At 66.7% G+C, this 19,583-nt stretch carries 17 protein-coding genes; 9 read left to right on the plus strand and 8 right to left on the minus strand.

All coding sequences use genetic code 11. From position 1 onward, the window contains the following. Entirely contained in the window at positions 1-1,497 is a 1,497-nt protein-coding gene (locus IEX33_RS06735; RefSeq protein WP_188728799.1) for an HNH endonuclease signature motif containing protein, read from the plus strand. A gap of 100 nt (positions 1,498-1,597) precedes the next feature. On the opposite strand, the gene IEX33_RS06740 is transcribed toward IEX33_RS06735, so the two are convergent. The 3 genes from IEX33_RS06740 to IEX33_RS06750 form a co-directional block, all read right to left on the minus strand. Beyond that, a complete protein-coding gene (locus IEX33_RS06740; RefSeq protein ID WP_188728801.1) occupies positions 1,598-3,952 on the minus strand; it encodes an FdhF/YdeP family oxidoreductase in 2,355 nt (784 codons plus the stop codon). Positions 3,953-4,090: 138 nt separating this feature from the next. Next, a complete protein-coding gene (locus IEX33_RS06745) occupies positions 4,091-4,711 on the minus strand; it encodes an MBL fold metallo-hydrolase (RefSeq protein ID WP_188728803.1) in 621 nt (206 codons plus the stop codon). Continuing rightward, positions 4,711-5,796, minus strand: a complete 1,086-nt coding sequence (locus IEX33_RS06750) for an S-(hydroxymethyl)mycothiol dehydrogenase (protein ID WP_188728805.1) — start codon at positions 5,794-5,796, stop codon at positions 4,711-4,713. The genes IEX33_RS06745 and IEX33_RS06750 overlap by 1 nt, the downstream gene beginning before the upstream one ends. A gap of 500 nt (positions 5,797-6,296) precedes the next feature. On the opposite strand from IEX33_RS06750, the gene IEX33_RS06755 reads away from it, so the two are divergent. The 3 genes from IEX33_RS06755 (at position 6,297) to IEX33_RS06765 (ending at position 9,885) form a co-directional block, all read left to right on the plus strand. Continuing rightward, positions 6,297-7,640: an MFS transporter gene (locus IEX33_RS06755; RefSeq protein ID WP_104185755.1), complete on the plus strand. Its 1,344-nt coding sequence runs from the start codon at positions 6,297-6,299 to the stop codon at positions 7,638-7,640. A gap of 61 nt (positions 7,641-7,701) precedes the next feature. Further along, positions 7,702-8,955 (plus strand): aminopeptidase P family protein, encoded by a 1,254-nt coding sequence (locus tag IEX33_RS06760; RefSeq protein WP_188728807.1) that lies wholly within the window; start codon positions 7,702-7,704, stop codon positions 8,953-8,955. A 99-nt stretch (positions 8,956-9,054) separates the two neighbouring features. After that, a complete protein-coding gene (locus IEX33_RS06765; RefSeq protein ID WP_188728808.1) occupies positions 9,055-9,885 on the plus strand; it encodes an IclR family transcriptional regulator in 831 nt (276 codons plus the stop codon). Between the two features lie 54 nt (positions 9,886-9,939). Here IEX33_RS06765 and IEX33_RS06770 read toward each other — a convergent pair whose 3' ends face one another. Next, entirely contained in the window at positions 9,940-10,806 is an 867-nt protein-coding gene (locus IEX33_RS06770; RefSeq protein ID WP_188728810.1) for an AraC family transcriptional regulator, read from the minus strand. A gap of 146 nt (positions 10,807-10,952) precedes the next feature. On the opposite strand from IEX33_RS06770, the gene IEX33_RS06775 reads away from it, so the two are divergent. From IEX33_RS06775 to IEX33_RS06785, 3 genes are all read left to right on the plus strand, one after another. Then, the gene (locus tag IEX33_RS06775) at positions 10,953-11,771 is read left to right on the plus strand and encodes an HAD family hydrolase (RefSeq protein WP_188728812.1); all 819 of its coding nucleotides are present in this window, start codon (positions 10,953-10,955) and stop codon (positions 11,769-11,771) included. Positions 11,772-11,924: 153 nt separating this feature from the next. Further along, on the plus strand, positions 11,925-12,191 hold the full coding sequence (locus IEX33_RS06780; RefSeq protein WP_188728813.1) for a hypothetical protein: 267 nt from the start codon (positions 11,925-11,927) through the stop codon (positions 12,189-12,191). A 44-nt stretch (positions 12,192-12,235) separates the two neighbouring features. Further along, the gene (locus IEX33_RS06785) at positions 12,236-13,039 is read left to right on the plus strand and encodes a glycerophosphodiester phosphodiesterase (RefSeq protein ID WP_377090358.1); all 804 of its coding nucleotides are present in this window, start codon (positions 12,236-12,238) and stop codon (positions 13,037-13,039) included. Positions 13,040-13,134: 95 nt separating this feature from the next. On the opposite strand, the gene IEX33_RS06790 is transcribed toward IEX33_RS06785, so the two are convergent. Then, positions 13,135-13,584 (minus strand): hypothetical protein, encoded by a 450-nt coding sequence (locus tag IEX33_RS06790; protein WP_188728815.1) that lies wholly within the window; start codon positions 13,582-13,584, stop codon positions 13,135-13,137. A gap of 140 nt (positions 13,585-13,724) precedes the next feature. Here IEX33_RS06790 and IEX33_RS06795 point away from each other — a divergent pair, with 140 nt between their 5' ends. Then, on the plus strand, positions 13,725-13,991 hold the full coding sequence (locus tag IEX33_RS06795) for a DUF6480 family protein (protein ID WP_188728818.1): 267 nt from the start codon (positions 13,725-13,727) through the stop codon (positions 13,989-13,991). 57 nt (positions 13,992-14,048) lie between these two features. Here IEX33_RS06795 and IEX33_RS06800 read toward each other — a convergent pair whose 3' ends face one another. From IEX33_RS06800 to IEX33_RS06810, 3 genes are all read right to left on the minus strand, one after another. Beyond that, positions 14,049-15,110: an EAL domain-containing protein gene (locus tag IEX33_RS06800; protein WP_229675264.1), complete on the minus strand. Its 1,062-nt coding sequence runs from the start codon at positions 15,108-15,110 to the stop codon at positions 14,049-14,051. 165 nt (positions 15,111-15,275) lie between these two features. Next, positions 15,276-16,817, minus strand: coding sequence for a putative bifunctional diguanylate cyclase/phosphodiesterase (locus tag IEX33_RS06805; protein WP_188728820.1), 1,542 nt, complete (start codon positions 16,815-16,817; stop codon positions 15,276-15,278). Positions 16,818-16,835: 18 nt separating this feature from the next. Further along, on the minus strand, positions 16,836-18,506 hold the full coding sequence (locus tag IEX33_RS06810; RefSeq protein WP_188728822.1) for an ATP-binding protein: 1,671 nt from the start codon (positions 18,504-18,506) through the stop codon (positions 16,836-16,838). A 228-nt stretch (positions 18,507-18,734) separates the two neighbouring features. On the opposite strand from IEX33_RS06810, the gene IEX33_RS06815 reads away from it, so the two are divergent. Then, a complete protein-coding gene (locus IEX33_RS06815) occupies positions 18,735-19,505 on the plus strand; it encodes a class I SAM-dependent methyltransferase (protein ID WP_188729210.1) in 771 nt (256 codons plus the stop codon). Positions 19,506-19,583: the final 78 nt, after the last annotated feature.

Consider the following 19,583-nt stretch of genomic DNA (forward strand, 5'->3'; position numbering starts at 1 on the left):
ATGGGCAGGGAAGCGGTGGCGAGGGCGTTTGCGGACATCAGGGCCGCCCTTGCCGTGCTCAACGCGGAGGTGGACTGGTGCGGTGCTGAGCCGTTCTCGGCCGCTGATCCGTTGGCCGGGCTGGCGGATGGGAGCCTGGACATCCTCGCCGCCGCCAGGGAGGCCGAAGCCGGGCTTGCAGGCCTGAAGGCCCGCGCTGCCGTGAAGTATGCGGACAGCGCCCAAGCCATAGCGCCGGATATGCCGGTGCAGGCGCAGGAAATGGCTGTGGCCGCCGAGATCGGGTGCGTGCTGGCCATCGGGCCGCGGGCCGCCAGCGCGTTCCTGGCCGTATCCCACGCCCTGACCACCACCTTGTCCCTGACCCTCGCGGCCCTGCAGGCCGGCACGATCTCGTGGCAGCACGCCCGGGGCATGGCGGACGAGGCAGCCACCCTCGATGCCGCCGGCGCCGCCGCCCTGGAGGCCCACTTCCTGGACCCGGACACGCCACGGCCTGCCGGTGCGGCGACGATCGGGGAGATGCCCGCGTACCGGTTCAAGCACAAGGCCCGGACCTGGCGCGAACGCCACCACGCCGAATCCATCGGAAAACGCCATACCAAGGCCGCCGCGGACCGGCGGGTGGAATACAGGCCAGACCAGGACGGCATGGCCTGGCTTTCGGCCTACCTCCCCGCCCACCAGGCAATGGCAGGCTGGAACCGGCTCAACGCCCTCGCCCGGGCCGCACGAGGACCCAGCGAGGCCCGCACCCTGACTCAGATCCGGGCCGACCACTTCGCCGAAGCCATCCTCACCAGCGGAACCAGTGCAACCTTCCATGCAGACAACAGTGCAGGTAACGGCGAGGAAGCAAGCGACAGCGACGGAGCCGGCGCAGGAACCGGTGCCGGCCTGCTTTCCCCGGGGATCCGGGCCCAGGTCCTGGTCACCGTGCCGGTGTTCTCGTTGATGGGCCTCACGGAGGAGCCGGCGGTGCTGGACGGGTTCGGCCCCGTTCCGCCGTCCATGGCACGGGACCTGGTTGCACACGGAGCAGACTCCTTTCACCGGGTCCTGGTCGACCCGCGGGACGGGGCACCACTGGAAATTGGGCGCACCAGCTACCGGGTGACCAAGGCGATGAGGAATTGGCTCAGGCTGAGGGACGGCAAATGCCCCTTCCCCGGCTGCAGCAACAACTCCCTCGACAACGAGGCCGACCACCTCCTCGCGTGGGCCAAGGGCGGCGCCACCGGGATCAGCAACCTGGGACAGCCCTGCCCGAAGCACCACAGGCTTCGGCATATCAGCCGCTGGAGACCCACCCCGGCCAGCGCAACCGGACCGCCCGGCTGGACCTCACCCACCGGCCGCCACTACAAAAGCGAACACCAAGACTGGCAACCACCCCACTGGCCCAGCCGGCTCAAGCTTGGAACGGCGGATTTCCTGCACACCGCCCAGTCGCCGGGGGAGGATGCCCTGGAGCGTTTCCTCCGCGCCCGCGCCTGACTACACATCGGCCACCGCCGTGCGGATGAAACACCGACGGCGACACGGGCACCTGCCGCGTGCCGCCGTCGTCGTCCTGCCCGTAGGAGTCCTGCGGGGACTATCCCGCCGTGGCAGGCTCCAGTTGCTCGGAAGAATCCTGGTCAGTGGTTTCAGCGAGGTGCGGCACGAAGCGGACGAACATTGCCTTGAAGCCGGGTGTGTTGGATTCCCGGGCCACGTTTTCCTTGTGGACCAGGGCGTTGGCCTCGGGGAAGTACGCGGCGGCGCAGCCCTTGGCGGTGGGGTAGGCGATCAGGCGGAACTTGTCGGCCTGCCGGTCGTGGCCGCGGAAGGTGCTGACCACGTCCACCAGGTCGCGGTCCTTGAAGCCCAGCTCCACCAGGTCCTCGGGGTGCACCAGGATCACGCGGCGGCCGCCGGAGATGCCCCGGTAGCGGTCGTCCTGGCCGTAGAAGGTGGTGTTGTACTGGTCGTGGCTGCGGATGGTCTGGAGCACCAAGTGCCCGCTTGGCGGGGTGAGGTATTCCAGCGGGCTCACGGTGAACCGGCCCCGGCCAATGTCGGTCTTGAAGGACCGGGTATCGCGCGGCGGGTTGGGCAGGACGAACCCGTTCTTGGTCCGGACGCGGGTGTTGAAGTCCTCGAAGCCGGGCAGCACGCGGGCGATGTGGTCGCGGATCACGTCGTAGTCCTCGGCCATGGCCTTCCAGTCCACGTGGTGGTCCGGGCCGAACGCCGCCTCGGCCATCCGTGCCACGATGACGGGTTCGGCGAGCAGGTGCTCGGAGACCGGCGTGAGCCTGCCCTGGGTGGAGTGGACCACGGACATTGAGTCCTCCACGGAGAGGAACTGTGCGCCGTTGGGGTGCTTGTCGTCCTTGTCCGTCCGGCCCAGGGTGGGCAGGATCAGCGAGGTGCGCCCGTGCACCACGTGGGAGCGGTTGGGCTTGGTGGAGATGTGCACGGTCAGGCCGATCCGCTGCATCCCGGCTTCCAAGGTCTCGGTGTCGGAGCAGGCCAGGGAGAAGTTGCCGCCCATGGACACAAAAACGTCCACCTCGTTGCGTTCGAACGCCTCCATCGCTTCCACGGCGTCATACCCGTGGTGGCGCGGAGAGGTGATCCCGAACTCGGTGTCCAGCGCTTCCAGCAGCCATTCCTTGGGTTTTTCCCAGATGCCCATGGTCCGGTCGCCCTGGACGTTGGAGTGCCCACGGACCGGGCAGGCGCCGGCGCCGGGCTTGCCGAAGTTGCCCTGCAGCAGCAGGACATTGACCATCTCCTTGATGGTGTCCACCGAGTGCGGCTGCTGGGTGACGCCCAGGGCCCAGCAGAAAATGGTGGCCTTGGACTTGATGAGCATCCCGGCCACAGTCTCGATCTGCTCCCGGGACAGCCCGGTGGCCTTCTCGGTTTCGGCCCAGTCCAGGCTGCCGCGGGCATCGCGGTAGGCGGCGAACCCGTCCGTCTGCGCCTCAATGAAGGAATGGTCGACGACGGTGCCCGGGTTCCGCTCTTCCTCCGCCAGGAGCAGGTGGCCAAGGGCCTGGAACAGTGCAAGGTCACCGCCCACCTTGATCTGCAGGTATTCATCGGCAAGCGGCGTGCCGCCGCCCACCACGCCGGAGACGGTCTGCGGGTCCCTGAAATTGAACAGCCCGGCCTCGGGCAGCGGGTTGACCGCCACCACCTTGCCGCCCTTGTCCTTGCATTCCTTCAGCGCGGACAGCATCCGCGGATGGTTGGTCCCGGGGTTCTGCCCCACCACGAAGATCAGCTCGGAATCATGGATATCGTCCAGGGACACGGTCCCCTTGCCGATCCCGATGGTCGGGTTCAGCGCCGAACCCGAGGACTCGTGGCACATGTTGGAACAGTCCGGCAGGTTGTTGGTGCCCAAAGCCCGCGCGAACAGCTGGTACATGAACGCGGTCTCGTTCGCGGTGCGCCCGGAGGTGTAGAAAACGCAGCGATCGGCCGTGGTGGCCCGCACATGCTCGCCGATCAGGTCGAAGGCATCACCCCAGGAGATCGGTGAATAGTGGGTCTCGCCTGCCCGGATCACCACGGGTTCACTCAGCCGGCCCTGGTTGCCCAGCCAGTACTCGGTCTTCGTCGAGAGCTCGGAGATCGAGTGCTTTGCCCAGAACTCGGCGCCCACGGTCCGGAGGGTGTTCTCCTCCGCCACCGCCTTGGCGCCGTTCTCACAGAACTCGGCGGTCTTGCGCTTCTTGTCCGACTCCGGCCACGCGCAGCCCGGGCAGTCGAAACCGCCCCGCTGGTTCAGCCGCAGCAGCGAGTGCGCCGTGCGGGCCACCCCGGCCTGGGCCACCGCGCGTTCCAGCGCCACCATCACGGCCTTCACACCTGCCGCCTCGGCCTTGGGCTTATGGACTTCGAGGTTGTCCTCGTCAATGTCCGCAACGGGGGCGGGCTGCTTACCGAACTTCATTGTTCCAACTTCCTTACCGGCATGCGTGGTGTTTGTACTTTGTTGCCTGGGCGCCATGAAGGCGCGGTTGCCTCTGGCGCCACGAAGGCGCGCCGGGCATTACCGGCGCGCCCCGCGCGATTCTCTCGAACCCGCCGCCTACTGAGAAACCTTCGCCAGCGTTTCCGTTTCCGCCGCGATGGTGGTGTTGTCCCCGTGGCCGGTGCGGACCTCAGTCTCGGGCGGGAGGGTGAGCAGGCGTTCCCGGATGGAGGCCAGGATGGTGGGGTAGTCGCTGTACGACCGTCCGGTGGCACCCGGGCCGCCGTTGAACAGCGTGTCCCCGGTGAAGACCGTCCCCTCGCTTTCCAGGTAGAAGCAGGTGGAGCCCGGGGAATGGCCGGGGGTGTGGATGGCCTTCAGTGCTGCACCGCCCACCTCGAACACGTCGCCGTCGGCCAGTTCCCGGTCCGGCTTGGAGTCCGGGTACACCTGTTCCCAGAGCACCAGGTCCTCGGGGTTCAGGTAGATGGGGGCGCCCACGGCGTCGGCGACCTCACGCGCAGCACCGATGTGGTCGTTGTGCGCGTGGGTCTGGAGGATGGCAAGGACCTTCCGGCCCCGGACCTGGCTGATGATCGCGGCGGCGTCGTGCGGGGAGTCGATGATGACGCATTCCTCGTCATTGCCTACAATCCAGACGTTGTTGTCCACGTCCCAGGTGCCGCCGTCGAGCGAAAATGTGCCCGAGGTGACCAGGTTCTCGATGGTGACTGCCATTAGAGCTCCACCACCGAACGCAGGACCTTGCCCTCGTGCATCTTGTCGAAGGCTTCCTCCACCTGGTCGATGGTGATCCGTTCGGTCACGAACGCGTCCAGGTCCAGGTTGCCCTGCTTGTAGTGTGCCACCAGCATGGGGAAGTCGCGGGAGGGCAGGCAGTCGCCGTACCAGGAGGACTTGAGCGAGCCGCCGCGGCCGAAGACGTCCAGCAGCGGCAGCTCAAGCTGCATGGCCGGCGTCGGGACGCCCACCAGGACCACGCGTCCGGCGAGGTCGCGGGCGTAGAACGCCTGCTTGTACGTTTCAGGACGGCCGACGGCGTCAATCACCACGTCCGCCCCGTTGCCTCCGGTGAGGGCGCGGATGGCCTCGATGGGGTCCTCTTTGCTGGAGTCGATGCCGTGCGTCGCTCCCAGTGACGTGGCCATGTCCACCTTATTGGCGTCGATGTCCACGGCGATGATGGTGGTGGCGCCGGCGAGCTTGGCGCCGGCGATCGCGGCGATGCCCACACCGCCGCAGCCGATCACTGCCACGGACTCGCCGCGCTTGACCTCACCGGTGTTGATGGCGGCGCCGATGCCGGCCATGATGCCGCAGCCCAGCAGGCCGACGGCGGCAGCATCAGCCTCGGGGTCCACCTTGGTGCACTGCCCTGCAGCCACGAGGGTCTTCTCGGCGAAGGCCCCGATGCCCAGCGCGGGGGAGAGCTCCGTGCCGTCCTCCAGGGTCATCTTCTGGGTGGCGTTGGCGGTGTTGAAACAGTACTGGGGCTGTCCCTTGGCGCACGCGCGGCATTCACCGCACACGGCACGCCAGTTCAGGATCACGCGGTCGCCGGGGGCGACCGAGGTGACACCGTCACCTACGGCGCTGACCACACCGGTGGCTTCATGGCCGAGCAGGAACGGGAAGTCATCGTTGATGGCGCCCTGCTTGTAGTGCAGGTCCGTATGGCAGACGCCGCACGTCAAAATGTCCACCAGGGCCTCGCCCGGACCGGGATCCGGCACCAGGATGGTCTCCACTGACACCGGAGCGTTCTTTTCCTTGGCGATGACTGCCTTGACTTTATGAACCATGATTCCTGTGTTCCTTTCGTTGGCCGGACAAAGATCCCGGCCCGACTATCAAGTCTAGAAGCTGCGGCGCCTCCGGGCGGCTACCCAAAGGGGCGGGTGGCAGGCACCCGAAAGGGTGGCCGTTCCACTCAAGGTCCTCCGCCTTGCCCCCTCTAATTGCGTAATGCACAACACGGTGCGTATAGCGCTTACTCGAAATATGTCAGCCGCCATAGGGGGTGTCAATAGGCCGGCCCGGTGCGACGTGCCTCAACGCCAGGCGGCTGGGGTCAGTGTGCGGCCTTTCCGCAACTCTATTGCATCTGGAGCAACTCCCTAGTCTCGGGTCTCCATGCCTGTCCATGACGCTCAACTGCTGGAGATGCCCCTCGCGTTCTTTGAACCAGATCGTCTCAATGGATTAACTCCCCACCTCGAAACCATTGACTGTGGTGACCATCACGCCCTAGTCTGTTGCAACAGCGTTGCGCTGAATGCAACCACAACACTTTGGTGGATACATGAGTAACGAAACTTCCTCCCCGGGCAGCATCGTGAGCGGTCCGCGTCCCGCACCTGCCGACAGCGCGGTCAGCAAGGAAACGCGGCGCCGGGTCATCGCTGCCAGCTTCATCGGCAACTTCGTTGAATGGTTCGACTACGCCGTTTACGGCTACCTGGCCGTCACCATCGCAACGGTCTTCTTCCCGGAATCCGATCCGCAGACCGGGCTGCTGCTGACCTTCGCCCTTTTTGCCATCTCATTCCTGGTACGCCCGCTCGGCGGCTTCATCTGGGGCCATATCGGCGACAGGGTGGGACGGCGGACAGCCCTCTCCCTGTCAATCCTCATCATGTCCGGAGCCACGTTCTGCATAGCCCTGATTCCGGGCTATGACACCATCGGCATCTGGGCGCCCGTCCTGCTCCTGATCATCAGGGTGGTCCAGGGCTTCTCCGCCTCCGGTGAATACGCGGGAGCCTCGGCCTTCCTGGTGGAGTACGCCCCCGCCAACCGGCGTGGCCTGTACGCCGCCGTCGTCCCCGCGAGCACCGCCGCCGGCCTGCTCCTGGGTTCACTCATGGCCGGCCTGCTGACCACCCTGCTCTCCACCGAGGCGATGCAGAGCTGGGGCTGGCGGCTGCCCTTCCTGCTGGCGGCCCCCATGGGCCTGATCGGCCGGTACATCCGGACCAAGCTTGAGGACACCCCCGTATTCCGTGAACTGGCCGCCGAGGACCACGCCGTCAAGGCCCCTGTCTCCAGCCTCTTCCGCAACCACTGGCGCCAGCTGCTGCAGGCCGTCGGCGCCGTGCTGCTCAACGCCGTCGGCTTCTACGTGATCCTCAGCTACATGCCCACCTACCTGTCCTCGGAACTGGGCCTGGGCGAAACGGAATCATTCCTTGCCACCACCATCGCGCTGATCACCTACATCGGCTTCATCTTCCTCACCGGCATGCTCTCGGACCGGTACGGGCGCAAGAAGGTGCTGATCAGCGCATCGGTTGCCTTCATTGTCCTGACCGTCCCCGCCTTCGCATTGCTCGGCACCGGCAACTTCCTGGTCATCGTCCTGGTACAGATCCTGCTGGGCGCGATGCTCACCCTCAACGACGGCACGCTCCCCAGCTTCCTGGCGGAAATGTTCCCGACCCGCGTGCGCTACAGCGGCTTCGCGGTCAGTTTCAACCTTTCCAACGCCCTGTTCGGCGGCACCGCCCCGTTCATGGCGACACTCCTCATCGCCGCCACCGCCAGCGACCTGGCTCCGGCCTGGTACCTGGTGGCTGCCGCCGTCGTCTCCCTCATCGCCGTGTCGCTCTCCAGGGAAACCTGCAAAGAGCCCCTGCGGCACGAATAGCTTCCCTCCACACCAAACCAGCTGCACCTCAACAAATGCACGAGAGAAAGGCATCGTCACGATGACCATCACCACCGAAAACGCCACCACTGTCGCCGAACTCGAGCGCACCAAGATCCTCAAGAACGGCGAGAAGGTCAGCCTCACGTTCTCCGACACCGAGTTCGAGCGCCGCCTGGCCGGCCTGCGCCGCATCATGGCGGAGAAGGACCTCGACGCCGTCGTCCTCACCAGCTACCACTCCATCAAGTACTACTCCGACTTCCTCTTCACCACCTTCGGCCGCTCCTACGGCATGGTGGTCACCAAGGATGACACCGTCACCGTCACCGCCAATATCGACGCCGGTATGCCTTGGCGCCGCAGCTACGGCGACAACATCGTCTACACGGACTGGCGCCGCGACAACTACATCTTCGCCATCCAGGAAGTCCTGCGGGCCCGCGGCATCAACCCGCGCCGCCTCGGCGTCGAGGACGACTCGCTGCCGCTGGACAACCGCAACAAGATCCAGGCAGCGTTCCCGTCCGCAACCCTGGTGGACGTGGCCCAGGCAGCCATGCGCCAGCGCATGATCAAGTCCGCCGAGGAAATCGAGGTCATCAAGCACGGCGCCCGCATCGGCGACCTGGGCGGCGAAGCCATCCGCAACGCCATCACCGCCGGGATGACCGAGTACGAGGTTGCCCTGATCGGCACCGAGGCCATGGTCCACGAGATCGCCCGCACCTTCCCTGACTCCGAAATCCGCGACACCTGGGTGTGGTTCCAGTCCGGCATCAACACCGACGGCGCCCACAACTGGGCCACCACCCGCAAGATCCAGGAACACGACATCCTGTCCCTGAACTGCTTCCCCATGACCTCCGGCTACTACACGGCGCTGGAGCGCACCCTGTTCTACGGCGAACCGGATGCCCGCTCGCTGGAGCTGTGGAACATCAACGTGGAAGTCCACAAGCGCGGCCTGGAACTCATCAAGCCCGGCGCCGTCTGCAAGGACATCGCCGCCGAGCTCAACGAGATCTACGTGGGCTACGGGCTCCTGGCCAACCGCACCTTCGGCTACGGCCACTCGTTCGGCGTCCTGAGCCACTACTACGGCCGTGAAGCCGGACTCGAGCTCCGCGAGGACATCGACACGGTGCTGGAACCGGGCATGGTGGTCTCCATGGAACCGATGATCACCGTCCTCGAGGGCCAGCCGGGTGCCGGCGGCTACCGCGAGCACGACATCCTGGTGGTGGGCGAGGACGGCGCGGAGAACATCACCAAGTTCCCGTTCGGACCCGAGTACAACATCATCGGCGCCTAACGTCCCCCACGGGCTCCACCAGCCCGGCGAACACCCGGAAGCGGCGTCATCCCCATGGCGCCGCTTCCGGCCCTCCCTTAGGGAATGATGGGTAACACCATGAGTGCAACAGAACCCGAGACCACAGGCAACGGCGACAGCAAGGGCGCTTCCGTCATCGTCAACGCGATTGCGGTCCTCCGGACCTTCTCGGCGGACGAGCCCCTGCTTGGCGTCACCGAGATCGCCAACCGCGTGGGGCTGCACAAGAGCACGGTCTCACGGATCTTGGCCACCTTCGAGCAGGAGCACCTGGTGGAGCGGGACGCCGAAACGCGGCGGTTCCGGCTCGGGCTGGGGCTGATTGCCGTGGCCGGGCCGCTCCTCGCCGAACTGGAGGAGCGCCGCGTTGCCTATCCCGTGCTCCGCGAACTCTCGGAGCAGACCGGCGAAACAAGCGCACTGATGGTGTGGAGCGGCGATGAATCCATCTGCGTGGAGCAGATTGCCAGCCACCACCAGATCAAGCACACCACCCCGCTGGGGGCACGATACAACGACGCCCTCAGCGCCTCCGTGCAGGTCTTCCTGGCCCAAGAACCCGAACCCCGGGTCCGGTCCCTGCTCAGCAGCGGCGCCATCAGCTACCCGGGCCTGGACGACTCCAGCCTGGACGCCTACCTGGTCCGGCTCAAAGACGACATCCGGCGCGGCTGGGCCGTCAACTACGGCGAAACCTCCATCGATGAAGTGGGACTGGCAGCACCCGTCTTCGACCACCGGGGCGAGGTGGTGGCCGCCGTCCTGATCCCCGCACCCCGGTTCCGGGTGTCCCAGGACAGGCTGCAGGCCTTGGGGGAGGCCTGCGCCGCCGCCGCAGCGAAAGTCACCGCCCGGCTGGGCGGAAGGTCCCGGCGGGCCGGCCCTGGAGCGGCAAAAGACACAAAGTGATCCGGGCCTGGCTGTACGGAGTTTCCAGCGCATCCGGAGAGCAAGGCTGATCCGTCAGGCACGTTCGACAGGGAGCCACAACTCGCAGCTTGCTGTGCTGAAGTCGGCGCTGCGATCCAGGACTGCCACCATCGAGGGGCCCGGGCGCAGCCGCCACGGGTTCGACGGGAACCAGTCAGTGGCTGTGGATGCCCACGTGGACTGCAGAACCGCGGGGTACGCCCCTTCGGCACGGAACACCGCCCAGGTGCCTGCGGGGACCTCGATCGCGTCGAGCTCCCCGGGCACCGGCGTCGTGGGGGTGACGGCGACGCCATGGAGGTAGGTGAGCTCGCTGCCTTCCGTGTAGTCCGGGTCGACGTCGGCGCTCACCTGGAGCAGGCCCTTGGGGTCGGTGTTGCCCAGTGCTTTGAGCCGGGCGTGCTCTGCCGCCGGCAGTGAGGCGATGTGCGCTTGGATGTGCGGGTTGGGGCCGTGGTGGATAAGCGGCACACGGGCCGAATAGCCGATGAGCCGGAATGCCGGCCTGTCTGCGACGCGGGTGTCCATCGGGGTGTTCCCTTCTACGGTCAGGCGGAACCTGAGCTGCGGTTGCGTGCGAAGGGGTCCGCCGTCCCGGCGCACGTCGCTGGGCCCGGCGCCGTGCACTGACCGGAATGCCCGGCTGAAAGCCTCGGTAGAGCCGTAGCCATACCGCACCGTGATTGCCAGCAGCTCGCCGCCTTCGAGAACGTCCGTTGCCGCCACCGTCATGCGGCGCCTGCGGACGTACTCGGAGAGCGGCATGCCGGCCAGTGATGAGAACATGCGGCGGAGGTGGTATTCCGTCATGCCGAGACTGACCGCCAGGTCATCAATGGCGATCTCCTCAGTGAGGTGACCGTCGATGTAATCGACGAGTTGGTTGAGCGCTGAGATCACGGTTCCCCCTTCACCTACAAGCCTGCGCGCATGTGTCACCCCGCACCCTACTATCGCGGTTCGATTCGATCGCGCTCACCGTGGGGAGCGCCTTAAACCGGTCCCCACAGGGTTTTCCGGCGCATCCCGCAACGTAGACTGGCAGGATGCGGTTGGTAGCAAGCGATATAGACGGAACGATCCTCGGCCACGATGGCAAAATTAGCGACCGCACCGTCCGTGCCTTCCACGCCTGCCGGGAGGCCGGCGTCGAACTCGTTTTTGTCACCGGACGCCCGCCGCGCTGGCTGCACCCCCTGCAGGACCAGCTGGGCCACACCGGCACCGTCATCTGCTCCAACGGAGCCGTGGTCTGGGACCTTGAGGCCGAAAAGCTGGTCTCCGCCCGGACGCTGACCCTCGACGCTGTCCTGGAAGTACGCCGCGTCATCAAACGGCTGCGTCCCGCCGCGCTGTTCGCCGCCGAAACGCTCGGGGGGTTCCACCTTGAACCCGGCTTCATCGAAAACGGCTCCAGTGAGCTGCTCTCCGAATTTACGCCGGCGCCGCTGGCCGAAACGCTGGTAACGGACGACGCCGTGGTGAAGTTCCTGGCCATCGTCCGCGAAGGCACTGCCGACGACTTCCTCGCCGAGGTGGCCCCCGCCGTCGAACATCTCGCCTCCGCAACGCATTCCTCGCCGGGGGTGTCGATGCTCGAGCTCGCCCTGCCCGGGGTCAACAAAGCCGTCACCCTTTCCGAATACGCCGCCGCCCTGGGCATCGGCGCCGAGGACGTGGTGGCATTCGGGGACATGCCCAACGACATCGAGATGCTCCGCTGGGCCGGGCACGGCTACGCCATGGCAAGCGGGCACCCGGAAGCGATCCGCGCGGCCGGGCAGCAGGCACCACACTTTGACGACGACGGCGTTGCCCAGGTTTTGGAGTCCCGGCTGGCCTCTCTGGGCGTGCAGATTTCCTGATTCCCGGCGCCGGACTCCCTCGCCGGCCCCGCCGGACGCAGCGCCGTTTTCACAGCTGGCGCTCACCTCGCGTTCATCTTCGCTCCCTAACGTTGGCGATGGAGGGCCCAACCCCTCCATCCCGGCTCCGGGTAACAGGCTCAAGGGGTAACAATGGCAAGAAAAGTGAAGCTTGGAACCGCTGACGCGCCGCCGCGCCAGGCAACGCCCGCGCCGCACTGGAAAAAGCTCACGCCGGGCGACCGCGTCCGCGTGCTCCTCGCCCCGGGATTCGAAGCCGGCGGCCTGGTTGACGCAGTCACTGCCGACCACTCCGCGGTGTGGATCGATTTCGACGGCGGACGCGGCCGGACGCTGCTGCACTGCAGCGACGGCGTGGACATCGTCCTCCAGGAAGACGCCGTTGCGTACGAGGGCTGACGCTGCCTGACCGGGGGCCGCCGCTCCTGGAGTACGCTCGCAGTGTGACCCTCCCGTTCTTCGACCATGCCGCCGCGGACGGGTCCCCGATACCCATCGCCATGGCGCATCGCGGCTTTTCCCGGGACGGCCTGGAAAACTCCATGGCCGCCTTCCGCGCCGCCGTCGACCTCGGCTACCGCTACCTTGAGACTGACGTCCACACCACAGCCGACGGCGTGGTGCTCCTCTTCCACGATGAAACGCTGGACCGGGTAACCGATGGCAGCGGCCGGGTGTCCGAGCTCCCCGCCCATGAGATAGCCAAGGCGCGGATCGGCGGGCGTGAGCCCATCCCGCGGTGGGACGAGCTGCTTGCGGACTTGCCCGGGGTCCGGCTCAACGTGGACGTCAAGGACTGGAACTCGGTCCGCAGCATCGCAGCCGCAATCGAAGAGCATCAAGTGCACCACAGGGTACTGCTGACCAGTTTCTCTGACCGCCGCCGGCGGGCGGTGCTGAAGCTGCTGAGCCAGCCCGTGGCGGCGTCGGCAGGTGTTGTGTCCGTCGGTTTGTTCACCGTGCTGGGCCGCCTGCTCCCCGGACCGGTCTTCAGGCGGAGCATGCGCTGGAACCTTCGCGGAGTCCACGCCCTGCAGGTTCCGGTGCGCTACGGCAGGGTGCACGTGGTGACGCCGGGCTTTGTCCGGCGCGCGCACTCCCTGGGCCTCGTGGTGCATGCCTGGACCATCAACGATCCGGACGAGATGCGCCGTCTCCTGGAGATGGGCGTGGACGGGCTGGTCACCGACCGCGCGGACCTGCTCCGCGAGGTGCTGCTTGAGCGCGGAGAGTGGCCGCACGGCTGACTGCGCCGGCGGCCCTGTCCGAGGCAGGATTGCCCAGGACTCCCGCTGACCTCCGGCTGGCTGCGCCCTGTGCGGCTAGCCGCCGGCCTGTGCTGTTAGCCGCGGCCAGTGCTGGTGGACGGGTCCTGGTCGCCTTCGGACGGGTCGGCCCGCAACTCGTCCGGGTTGGGCTCTGGAAGGCCGCCTGACCCGGGGACGCCGCGTTGGGACGCAGGCGATCCGCCCCCCGGTGCGGACGCGTCATCCGCCGGTGCGGACGCCCCGCCAGCCGGCCCGCCGTCGTCGCCCGCCCCGTCCGGCTCCAGGTCCCCGCCAAAGGGGGATTCCGAGGCAGGGCCCGGAGCTGCTCCGGTTGTGGGGCCCGGGGCCTTTTGCTTCTCCGCATCCATGGCGTTGGAGCCTTCGCTGATGGAGGAATGGACCTCCACGTCATCGTTCGGGTCCGTGGGCTCGGGAACATGCGCTGTTTCAGTGGGCTTTGATGTCCCTGCCAGATCCTCCATGGCGTTTTCTGCTGCCTTGCCGATGCTGTCGCCGATACCCATGTGACTGCTCCTTCCGACCTCGCGTGCCGGGCACCCCAGCGGATGCCCGCAGCATTACCCTTCCAGAATTATCAGCATGCTTACAATTAGTCCAGAGCCGGGGCAAGGAACCGCGGCCGGGCAGGAAGGACGCAAGCACCATGAGCAGCTACCATCCCGAAAATGATCCCGCGAATCCGGACCAGCCGGGCAAGACCCCGCCGGCCGACGCCAGGGAAGGTGTTGGCCAGCCACCTGCGGGCCAGCCGGGCGGTAGCGGGCAAGGCGTGAAGGACTCTGCCGGCTCGTCGAATCCGGATCCCGCCGAAGGCAACATCACGGGGCTGGAACCGGGCGGTGGAGTGCCTCCGGGCGAGACGCCGCCTGCGGAAGACCAGATGAGCGGCGACCAGGGCCACAGCGAATAGCACCCTTGGGCGGGCGGTCCTTCGGATGGTGTCCGGAGGACTCCGCCGCTGGCCGGGTCAGTGCTGTTCGCTGGCGACCGGAGACTCCTCGGCCTGCTCTCGTCCGGCAAGGTGGCGGTTGAGTCCGTCCACGTCCAGGCGGCCGTTCCAGCCGGCCCAGTCCTTGGGCCGGACGGAGGGCCGGCCCAGCAGGTAGCCCTGCCCGGCGCTGATTCCGAGTTCGGTGAGGACCTTGAGTTCCCCTACAGTCTCGACGCCCTCAGCCACCAGCGTGGTGCCGAGCTGTTCCGCGAAATCCACCAGGCAGGCGGCCAGGGCGCGCTGGATGCCGTCCTTGTCCACATCGCCGATCACATTCCGGCCCAGCTTCAGGAAATCCGGCCGCAGGTGCACCATCCGGCTCAGCGCCCCCGCCCCGGAATGGGTGTCGTCCACGGCGATCCGCAGTCCCCTGTCCCGCAGCGGATTGATGGCGGAAATGAACTGCGGGTACTCCTCATCCTTGACGGTCTCCGTCATTTCGAGCACCACGCGGTTGAGGGGGAGATCAATGTGATCGAACAATTCAGGCAGCCGGGGGTCCAGGCAGGAGGCGGGCGAAATGTTGAGGGACACGAACAGGTTCCCGGGAAGCGACTTCGCCGCAGCGGCGGCAGATCCCAGCGCGGCGAATTCCAGGTTAGCTCCCAAACCGACGGCGGCGGCCTCGGCAAACCACAGTTCCGCGGCAGCTCCGTCATCGCTGACGAACCGGGACAATGCCTCGACTCCCACCACGCTCTTTTCCTCCAGTCCGTAGATTGGCTGGAAGGCGGTCATCAGCATCTGGTTTTCGAGCAGCGCGCTGATGCGGGACATGCTGCGGATCGCGTCGATTTGCTCCGCCACTTTCGGCGGGACTGCGGGTGTAAGCCGCATTTCCCGGGCGCTCTCCAGCGTTTCCACGGTATTGGCGTCGCTGCGCCGGGTATCCAGGAGATACTCGAGCAGCGCCCGTTCCGGCACTCCCGGATTCTCATCCAGGCTGTTGCTCAGCCGCTGCCGGACAGCCGCTCCGGACGGATCCGTATCCGCCAGTACAGCGGCAATAATTCCCCATGCCTGTATTCGAACCGACATTAGCTACGCCCCCAGTTGACGAAGTAATGACCCATTGGCCCCGATGTTGTTCAATTTCCAAACGCCTTTAAATTCCGGTGTCCATGCTGAAACCTGATTTTCGCGGCGACGAAAACCAGACACCGCACGATGATCGTATATCGCGGGAAACAAAAGCGCAGTACTTTACCGGGCTGCGCTTTCCGCCTGGCCCGCCAACAATTCCGGAATTTGTTCAGGCGGGACCGGCCTGCTGAAGAAATAGCCCTGTGCGCTGAGGCAGCCCAGGCCGCGCAGCAGCTCGGCCTGCTCTGCAGTTTCCACGCCTTCCCACACGGCTTCCAGCCCGCAGGCCCTGATGAGCTGCAGGACTGCTGACACCAGTGCCGGCTGGGTGGGGTCGGTTCCCAGGCCGGTGATGAGGGACCGGTCCACTTTGACCCGGTCCACCGGCAGCCGGCGCAAATAGCTGATGGACGAGTACCCGGTGCCGAAGTCGTCGATCTCGATTCCCACGCCCAGGCCCCGCAGCCCGCCCAGCGAGTAGCGGTCCAGTTCGTTCCCTTTGACGATTGCCACTTCCGTAAGCTCCAGGACCACCTGTTCCGGCCTGACGCCCGTTTCCTTCAGGACGTTCCTGACGTCCTCGATGAACTGCAGGCTCTGCAGGTCTGTGGCCGAAATATTGATCCGGACCGAGAACCGGCTGTCCACCAGCGATGCTTCGATCCAGTCGCGGAGCTGGTGCACCGCGGCCCGGAGGACCCACAGCCCCAGCTCGGAGATCAGCCCTGCCTCTTCGGCGAGGGGAATGAACTCATCGGGCATGATGAAGCCGCGCGTCGGGTGGTTCCAGCGGACCAGGGCCTCCACGCCTTCGATCCGCCCCGTGGCGAGCTCCACCACGGGCTGGTAGTGGAGCGTGAGGCCTCCGTCCTTAAGGGTGGCACGCAGGTCCTCCACCAGCTGGCTGCGGAGCCTGCGTACCAGCAGGAGTCCGGGTTCGAAGCGGTGCAGCCGGTTCTGCCCTTCGGCCTTCGAGGCATACATGGCGACGTCGGCTTCCATCAGCATGTCCTCGGGGGTCTTGCCGGCGCCGCCGGCGCTGAGCCCGATGCTCGCGCCGCAGCGCACGCTGCGGCCGGGCAGCTCCACCGGCTGGCCCAGGGCCGCCAGGATGCGGTGCCCCACGATGCCTGCCTGGTCCGGGGAGGCCGCAGGCAGGACGATGGCGAACTCGTCACCACCCAGGCGGGCAACGACGTCGGACTCGCGGACGGCGCTGCGGATCCTCTCGCCCACGCTCACCAGGACATGGTCACCGGCGGTGTGGCCCAGGCTGTCGTTGATGGACTTGAAGGCGTCCAGGTCCATCAACAGGAGGGCCGGGCCCTCCCCGGAAGGGGACGCGGCGTCCGCCTCCAGCGCACCCTTGAGTGCGTCGATCAGGGCGGAACGGTTTGCGAGGCCAGTGAGCGGGTCCTGCATGGCCATCTTCTGCATTTCCAGGTGGGCCTCGTGGAGGAGCTGGGTGCGCACCTGTACGCGCTGCTCGAGCTCCTCGTAAATGATCTGCAGGTCCTCGGCCAGCAGGTTGGTGCCCATGATGATCGCGTCGAGCTCGTCGCGCGCGGGGGACACCTCGATCCGGGAGCTGAGGTCGCCGGACGCCAGCCGCACAATGCCTTCCAGCAGTTGGGAGAGCCGCGGGTCGTTATCCGCAAACATCGTGTTCCTGCATTGTGCTCAGTTTTCCTGGCTGCGGGTATCGAGGGGCAGGCTGACGGTGACGGTGGTGCCGCTGCCCAGGGTGGAAGACACGTCGATCCGGCCGCCGTGGCGGGACACGATGTCCTTGGTGATCGCCAACCCCAGGCCGGTCCCGGGAATAGCTCCGGTCATGGCGTTGGAGGCCCGGTAGAACCGCGTGAAGACGTGGTCGATCTCCTCGCTCGAAATGCCGATGCCGGTGTCCGCGACGCTGACGGTGGCCCAGCGGGAGCCGTCCGAGGCCGCGTGCGACTCGCTGCCCACCTCGATCCGCCCACCGCTCGGGGTGAACTTGATGGCGTTGGAAACCAGGTTGGTGAAGACCTGCTGCAGCTGCACTTCATCGGCCAGGATCTCCGGGTCCTCCGGAACCGGGTCCACGGCGATGGTGACGTTTTGCTGCGTGGCCAAGGGCCTGAGAGCCGCCGCGACCAGGTCCAGGGTTTGTCCCAGCCGCACGGGTGTGAGGTGCATCAGGCTGTCATCCAGGCCATTGCGGGAGACGCTCAGCATGTCCTCGATCAGGATCCGGAGCCGCTCCGTGTTCCGGACCACGATGTCCAGCATCTGGTGGACCTCGGGGGAGACAGGCTGCTCGGTGCTCTCCTGGATCATGTCCAGGTACGCCATGATGGACGTCAGCGGCGTCCGCAGCTCATGGTTTACCGTGGCCAGGAAGTCGGTTTTGGCCTTGTCGAGCTGCTGCAGCTGCTTCACCACCTGCTGCTGGCTGCTGATCAGGTGGCTCTGGATGAGTCCGTGCGCCGCATTGCCGGCCACGTGCTGCAAGAGCCCGAGCTCGGTGCCGGACCATGTCCGCGGCCCGTCAAGCATCGCGATCCAGATGATGCCCAGCGATGAGCTTCCTTCGCCCATGGGCACCGCCAGCGAGGAGACCGCGTTGGCGATTCCCGGTGCAGGGGCGTCTCCCGCCGCCGGCTCCTCCGAACCGGCAGTGGACATTGTCTCGGCGCCGGCCCACAGCCGGTCCGCTGTCTGCCGCGAGTACTGTTCATCCGGAAGCGCCTGTTCCGGGAGGGGTTCCAGCCCCGGCCTGTTCCATGCGGCCTGGATGGGGGGAACCCGACTGTCCTCGAAGGTGGCCAGCCAGACATGGTCAGCCTTGAACGTCCGGCCGAAGCCGGCCACCACGAGGCGGGCTATTTCCTCCGGATCGTTTGTTGCCCGAACAGCGGCGGATACTTCCCGGAGCTGTTCGCGGAGGGCTTCGGTTTCCTGCCGCGCGGCCTTGCGGCGTGCCACCTGGTCGATCAGCGCGGTGGCGCGGTGGACCAGTTCCCTGGGAGGCGGCGGCTTGGCGATGCAGTCGTGGACGCCGGAGGGCATCATGGCTGCGAGTTCCGCCGGATTGTCCAGGTCCACCACCACCAGGACCGGCGCGGCCGTTTCCACGGCGGAGAGCGAAGCGTCGACGACCACCACGGAGGGCTGGCGGGAGTCCACCGAGGCGGCGAGTTCGTCAGCGTTCCCCGCGCACAGGACACTGTAGCCGGCGTCCCGCAACGTCCTGGCGTACGATTCCAGCCGCCCGGCGTCGGGATCTGCCACAACGGCGGTGCGCGGCGCGCGCAGGTCACTCGGCGATTCAGCCGCCACAGTGCCCCCTTCCCTCCCAGTTGAGTACATTGTATGGCGATGCCAAGCGGGCGGCCCGGTGAAAACGGCACGTTAGGCGGGCGGTGGGCTTCACCCACCCCTGCGCGGCGGCGGAAGTGCCGGAATTGTGGACGTGCAGGCTGCAACAATCCGGCAGATCGCGTCCGGGAGTGGCGGGGCGCCTATATTTGTTCCGTGTCCTCCCCAGCAAAGTCCCCTGCCGCAAAGTCCGTGCGGTCCGCCCTGCAGAAGTACCTGATGCTCCCCAAGCTCATCAGGCTGTCCCGCTCTGCGCCCAAGGACCGGCCGGTGGCATGGGACACGTACTGGGCGGGCATCCGGGGGCGGGGGGCCGGCACAGAAATTCTTTGGGATCCGGGTACCGACGATGAATTCCTCGGCTACAGGGACGTCCTGCTCCGATACCTGGACCGGGAACTTCCCGTCATTGACGTGGGCTGCGGGCATGGCCGTTTCACCAGGGCGCTGGCCGGCGTTTTCACCGAGGCCGTGGGCGTGGACGTGTCCGGCCACGCCGTAGCCCATGCCGATGGGCACACCCGGGCCGACGGCCTTGCAGCCAGGGTCCGTTACCAGGCCCTGGACATGACCGGGGCCGGCGCAGCCGGCGCTCTCGCTGTCCAGGGCGATGCGAACGTCTTCATCCGGGGCGTCCTGCACGTCCTGGACGCGGCGGACCAGTCGGCGATGGTCGACAACCTGCGGCTGCTGGCCGGCAGCACCGGCACGGTGTTCCTGGCGGAGACCAATTTCCAGGGCAACCCGGTGCAGTACGTCTCCCATCTCGGCGCCACAACCCGCAACATCCCGGCTCCGCTGGAACGGGCCATCCGCGGGCTGCCCATGCCCGGCCACTTCGGCCCGGAGGAGCGCTCGCGGGCCTTTCCGCCGGAGGCCTGGGACCTCCTGGCGGACGGTGAGGTGGCCATCGAAACGAACCCGATGACCGGGGTGGACGGGCAAAGCCGGGTTCCGGGCTATTTCGCGGTGCTGCGGCCGCGGGGCTAGCCTGGCCCACTTCCCGCAGCCGCTGGTGATCCCGGTTGGTGATCCCCACAGTTGTTCCACAACAGAGATCCAAAGCCC

Origin of the sequence: Pseudarthrobacter scleromae (assembly GCF_014644515.1) — a bacterium.
GTDB lineage: Bacteria > Actinomycetota > Actinomycetes > Actinomycetales > Micrococcaceae > Arthrobacter > Arthrobacter scleromae.

Coding starts and splice junctions, on each gene's coding strand:
- IEX33_RS06800 (WP_229675264.1), bottom strand. CDS start 15,110: ATGTCGGTTCGAATACAGGCATGGGGAATTATTGCCGCTGTACTGGCG.
- IEX33_RS06745 (WP_188728803.1), bottom strand. CDS start 4,711: ATGGCAGTCACCATCGAGAACCTGGTCACCTCGGGCACATTTTCGCTC.
- IEX33_RS06780 (WP_188728813.1), top strand. CDS start 11,925: ATGGCAAGAAAAGTGAAGCTTGGAACCGCTGACGCGCCGCCGCGCCAG.
- IEX33_RS06795 (WP_188728818.1), top strand. CDS start 13,725: ATGAGCAGCTACCATCCCGAAAATGATCCCGCGAATCCGGACCAGCCG.
- IEX33_RS06755 (WP_104185755.1), top strand. CDS start 6,297: ATGAGTAACGAAACTTCCTCCCCGGGCAGCATCGTGAGCGGTCCGCGT.
- IEX33_RS06750 (WP_188728805.1), bottom strand. CDS start 5,796: ATGGTTCATAAAGTCAAGGCAGTCATCGCCAAGGAAAAGAACGCTCCG.
- IEX33_RS06775 (WP_188728812.1), top strand. CDS start 10,953: ATGCGGTTGGTAGCAAGCGATATAGACGGAACGATCCTCGGCCACGAT.
- IEX33_RS06760 (WP_188728807.1), top strand. CDS start 7,702: ATGACCATCACCACCGAAAACGCCACCACTGTCGCCGAACTCGAGCGC.
- IEX33_RS06805 (WP_188728820.1), bottom strand. CDS start 16,817: ATGTTTGCGGATAACGACCCGCGGCTCTCCCAACTGCTGGAAGGCATT.
- IEX33_RS06790 (WP_188728815.1), bottom strand. CDS start 13,584: ATGGGTATCGGCGACAGCATCGGCAAGGCAGCAGAAAACGCCATGGAG.
- IEX33_RS06815 (WP_188729210.1), top strand. CDS start 18,735: ATGCTCCCCAAGCTCATCAGGCTGTCCCGCTCTGCGCCCAAGGACCGG.
- IEX33_RS06765 (WP_188728808.1), top strand. CDS start 9,055: ATGAGTGCAACAGAACCCGAGACCACAGGCAACGGCGACAGCAAGGGC.
- IEX33_RS06735 (WP_188728799.1), top strand. CDS start 1: ATGGGCAGGGAAGCGGTGGCGAGGGCGTTTGCGGACATCAGGGCCGCC.
- IEX33_RS06810 (WP_188728822.1), bottom strand. CDS start 18,506: ATGTACTCAACTGGGAGGGAAGGGGGCACTGTGGCGGCTGAATCGCCG.
- IEX33_RS06740 (WP_188728801.1), bottom strand. CDS start 3,952: ATGAAGTTCGGTAAGCAGCCCGCCCCCGTTGCGGACATTGACGAGGAC.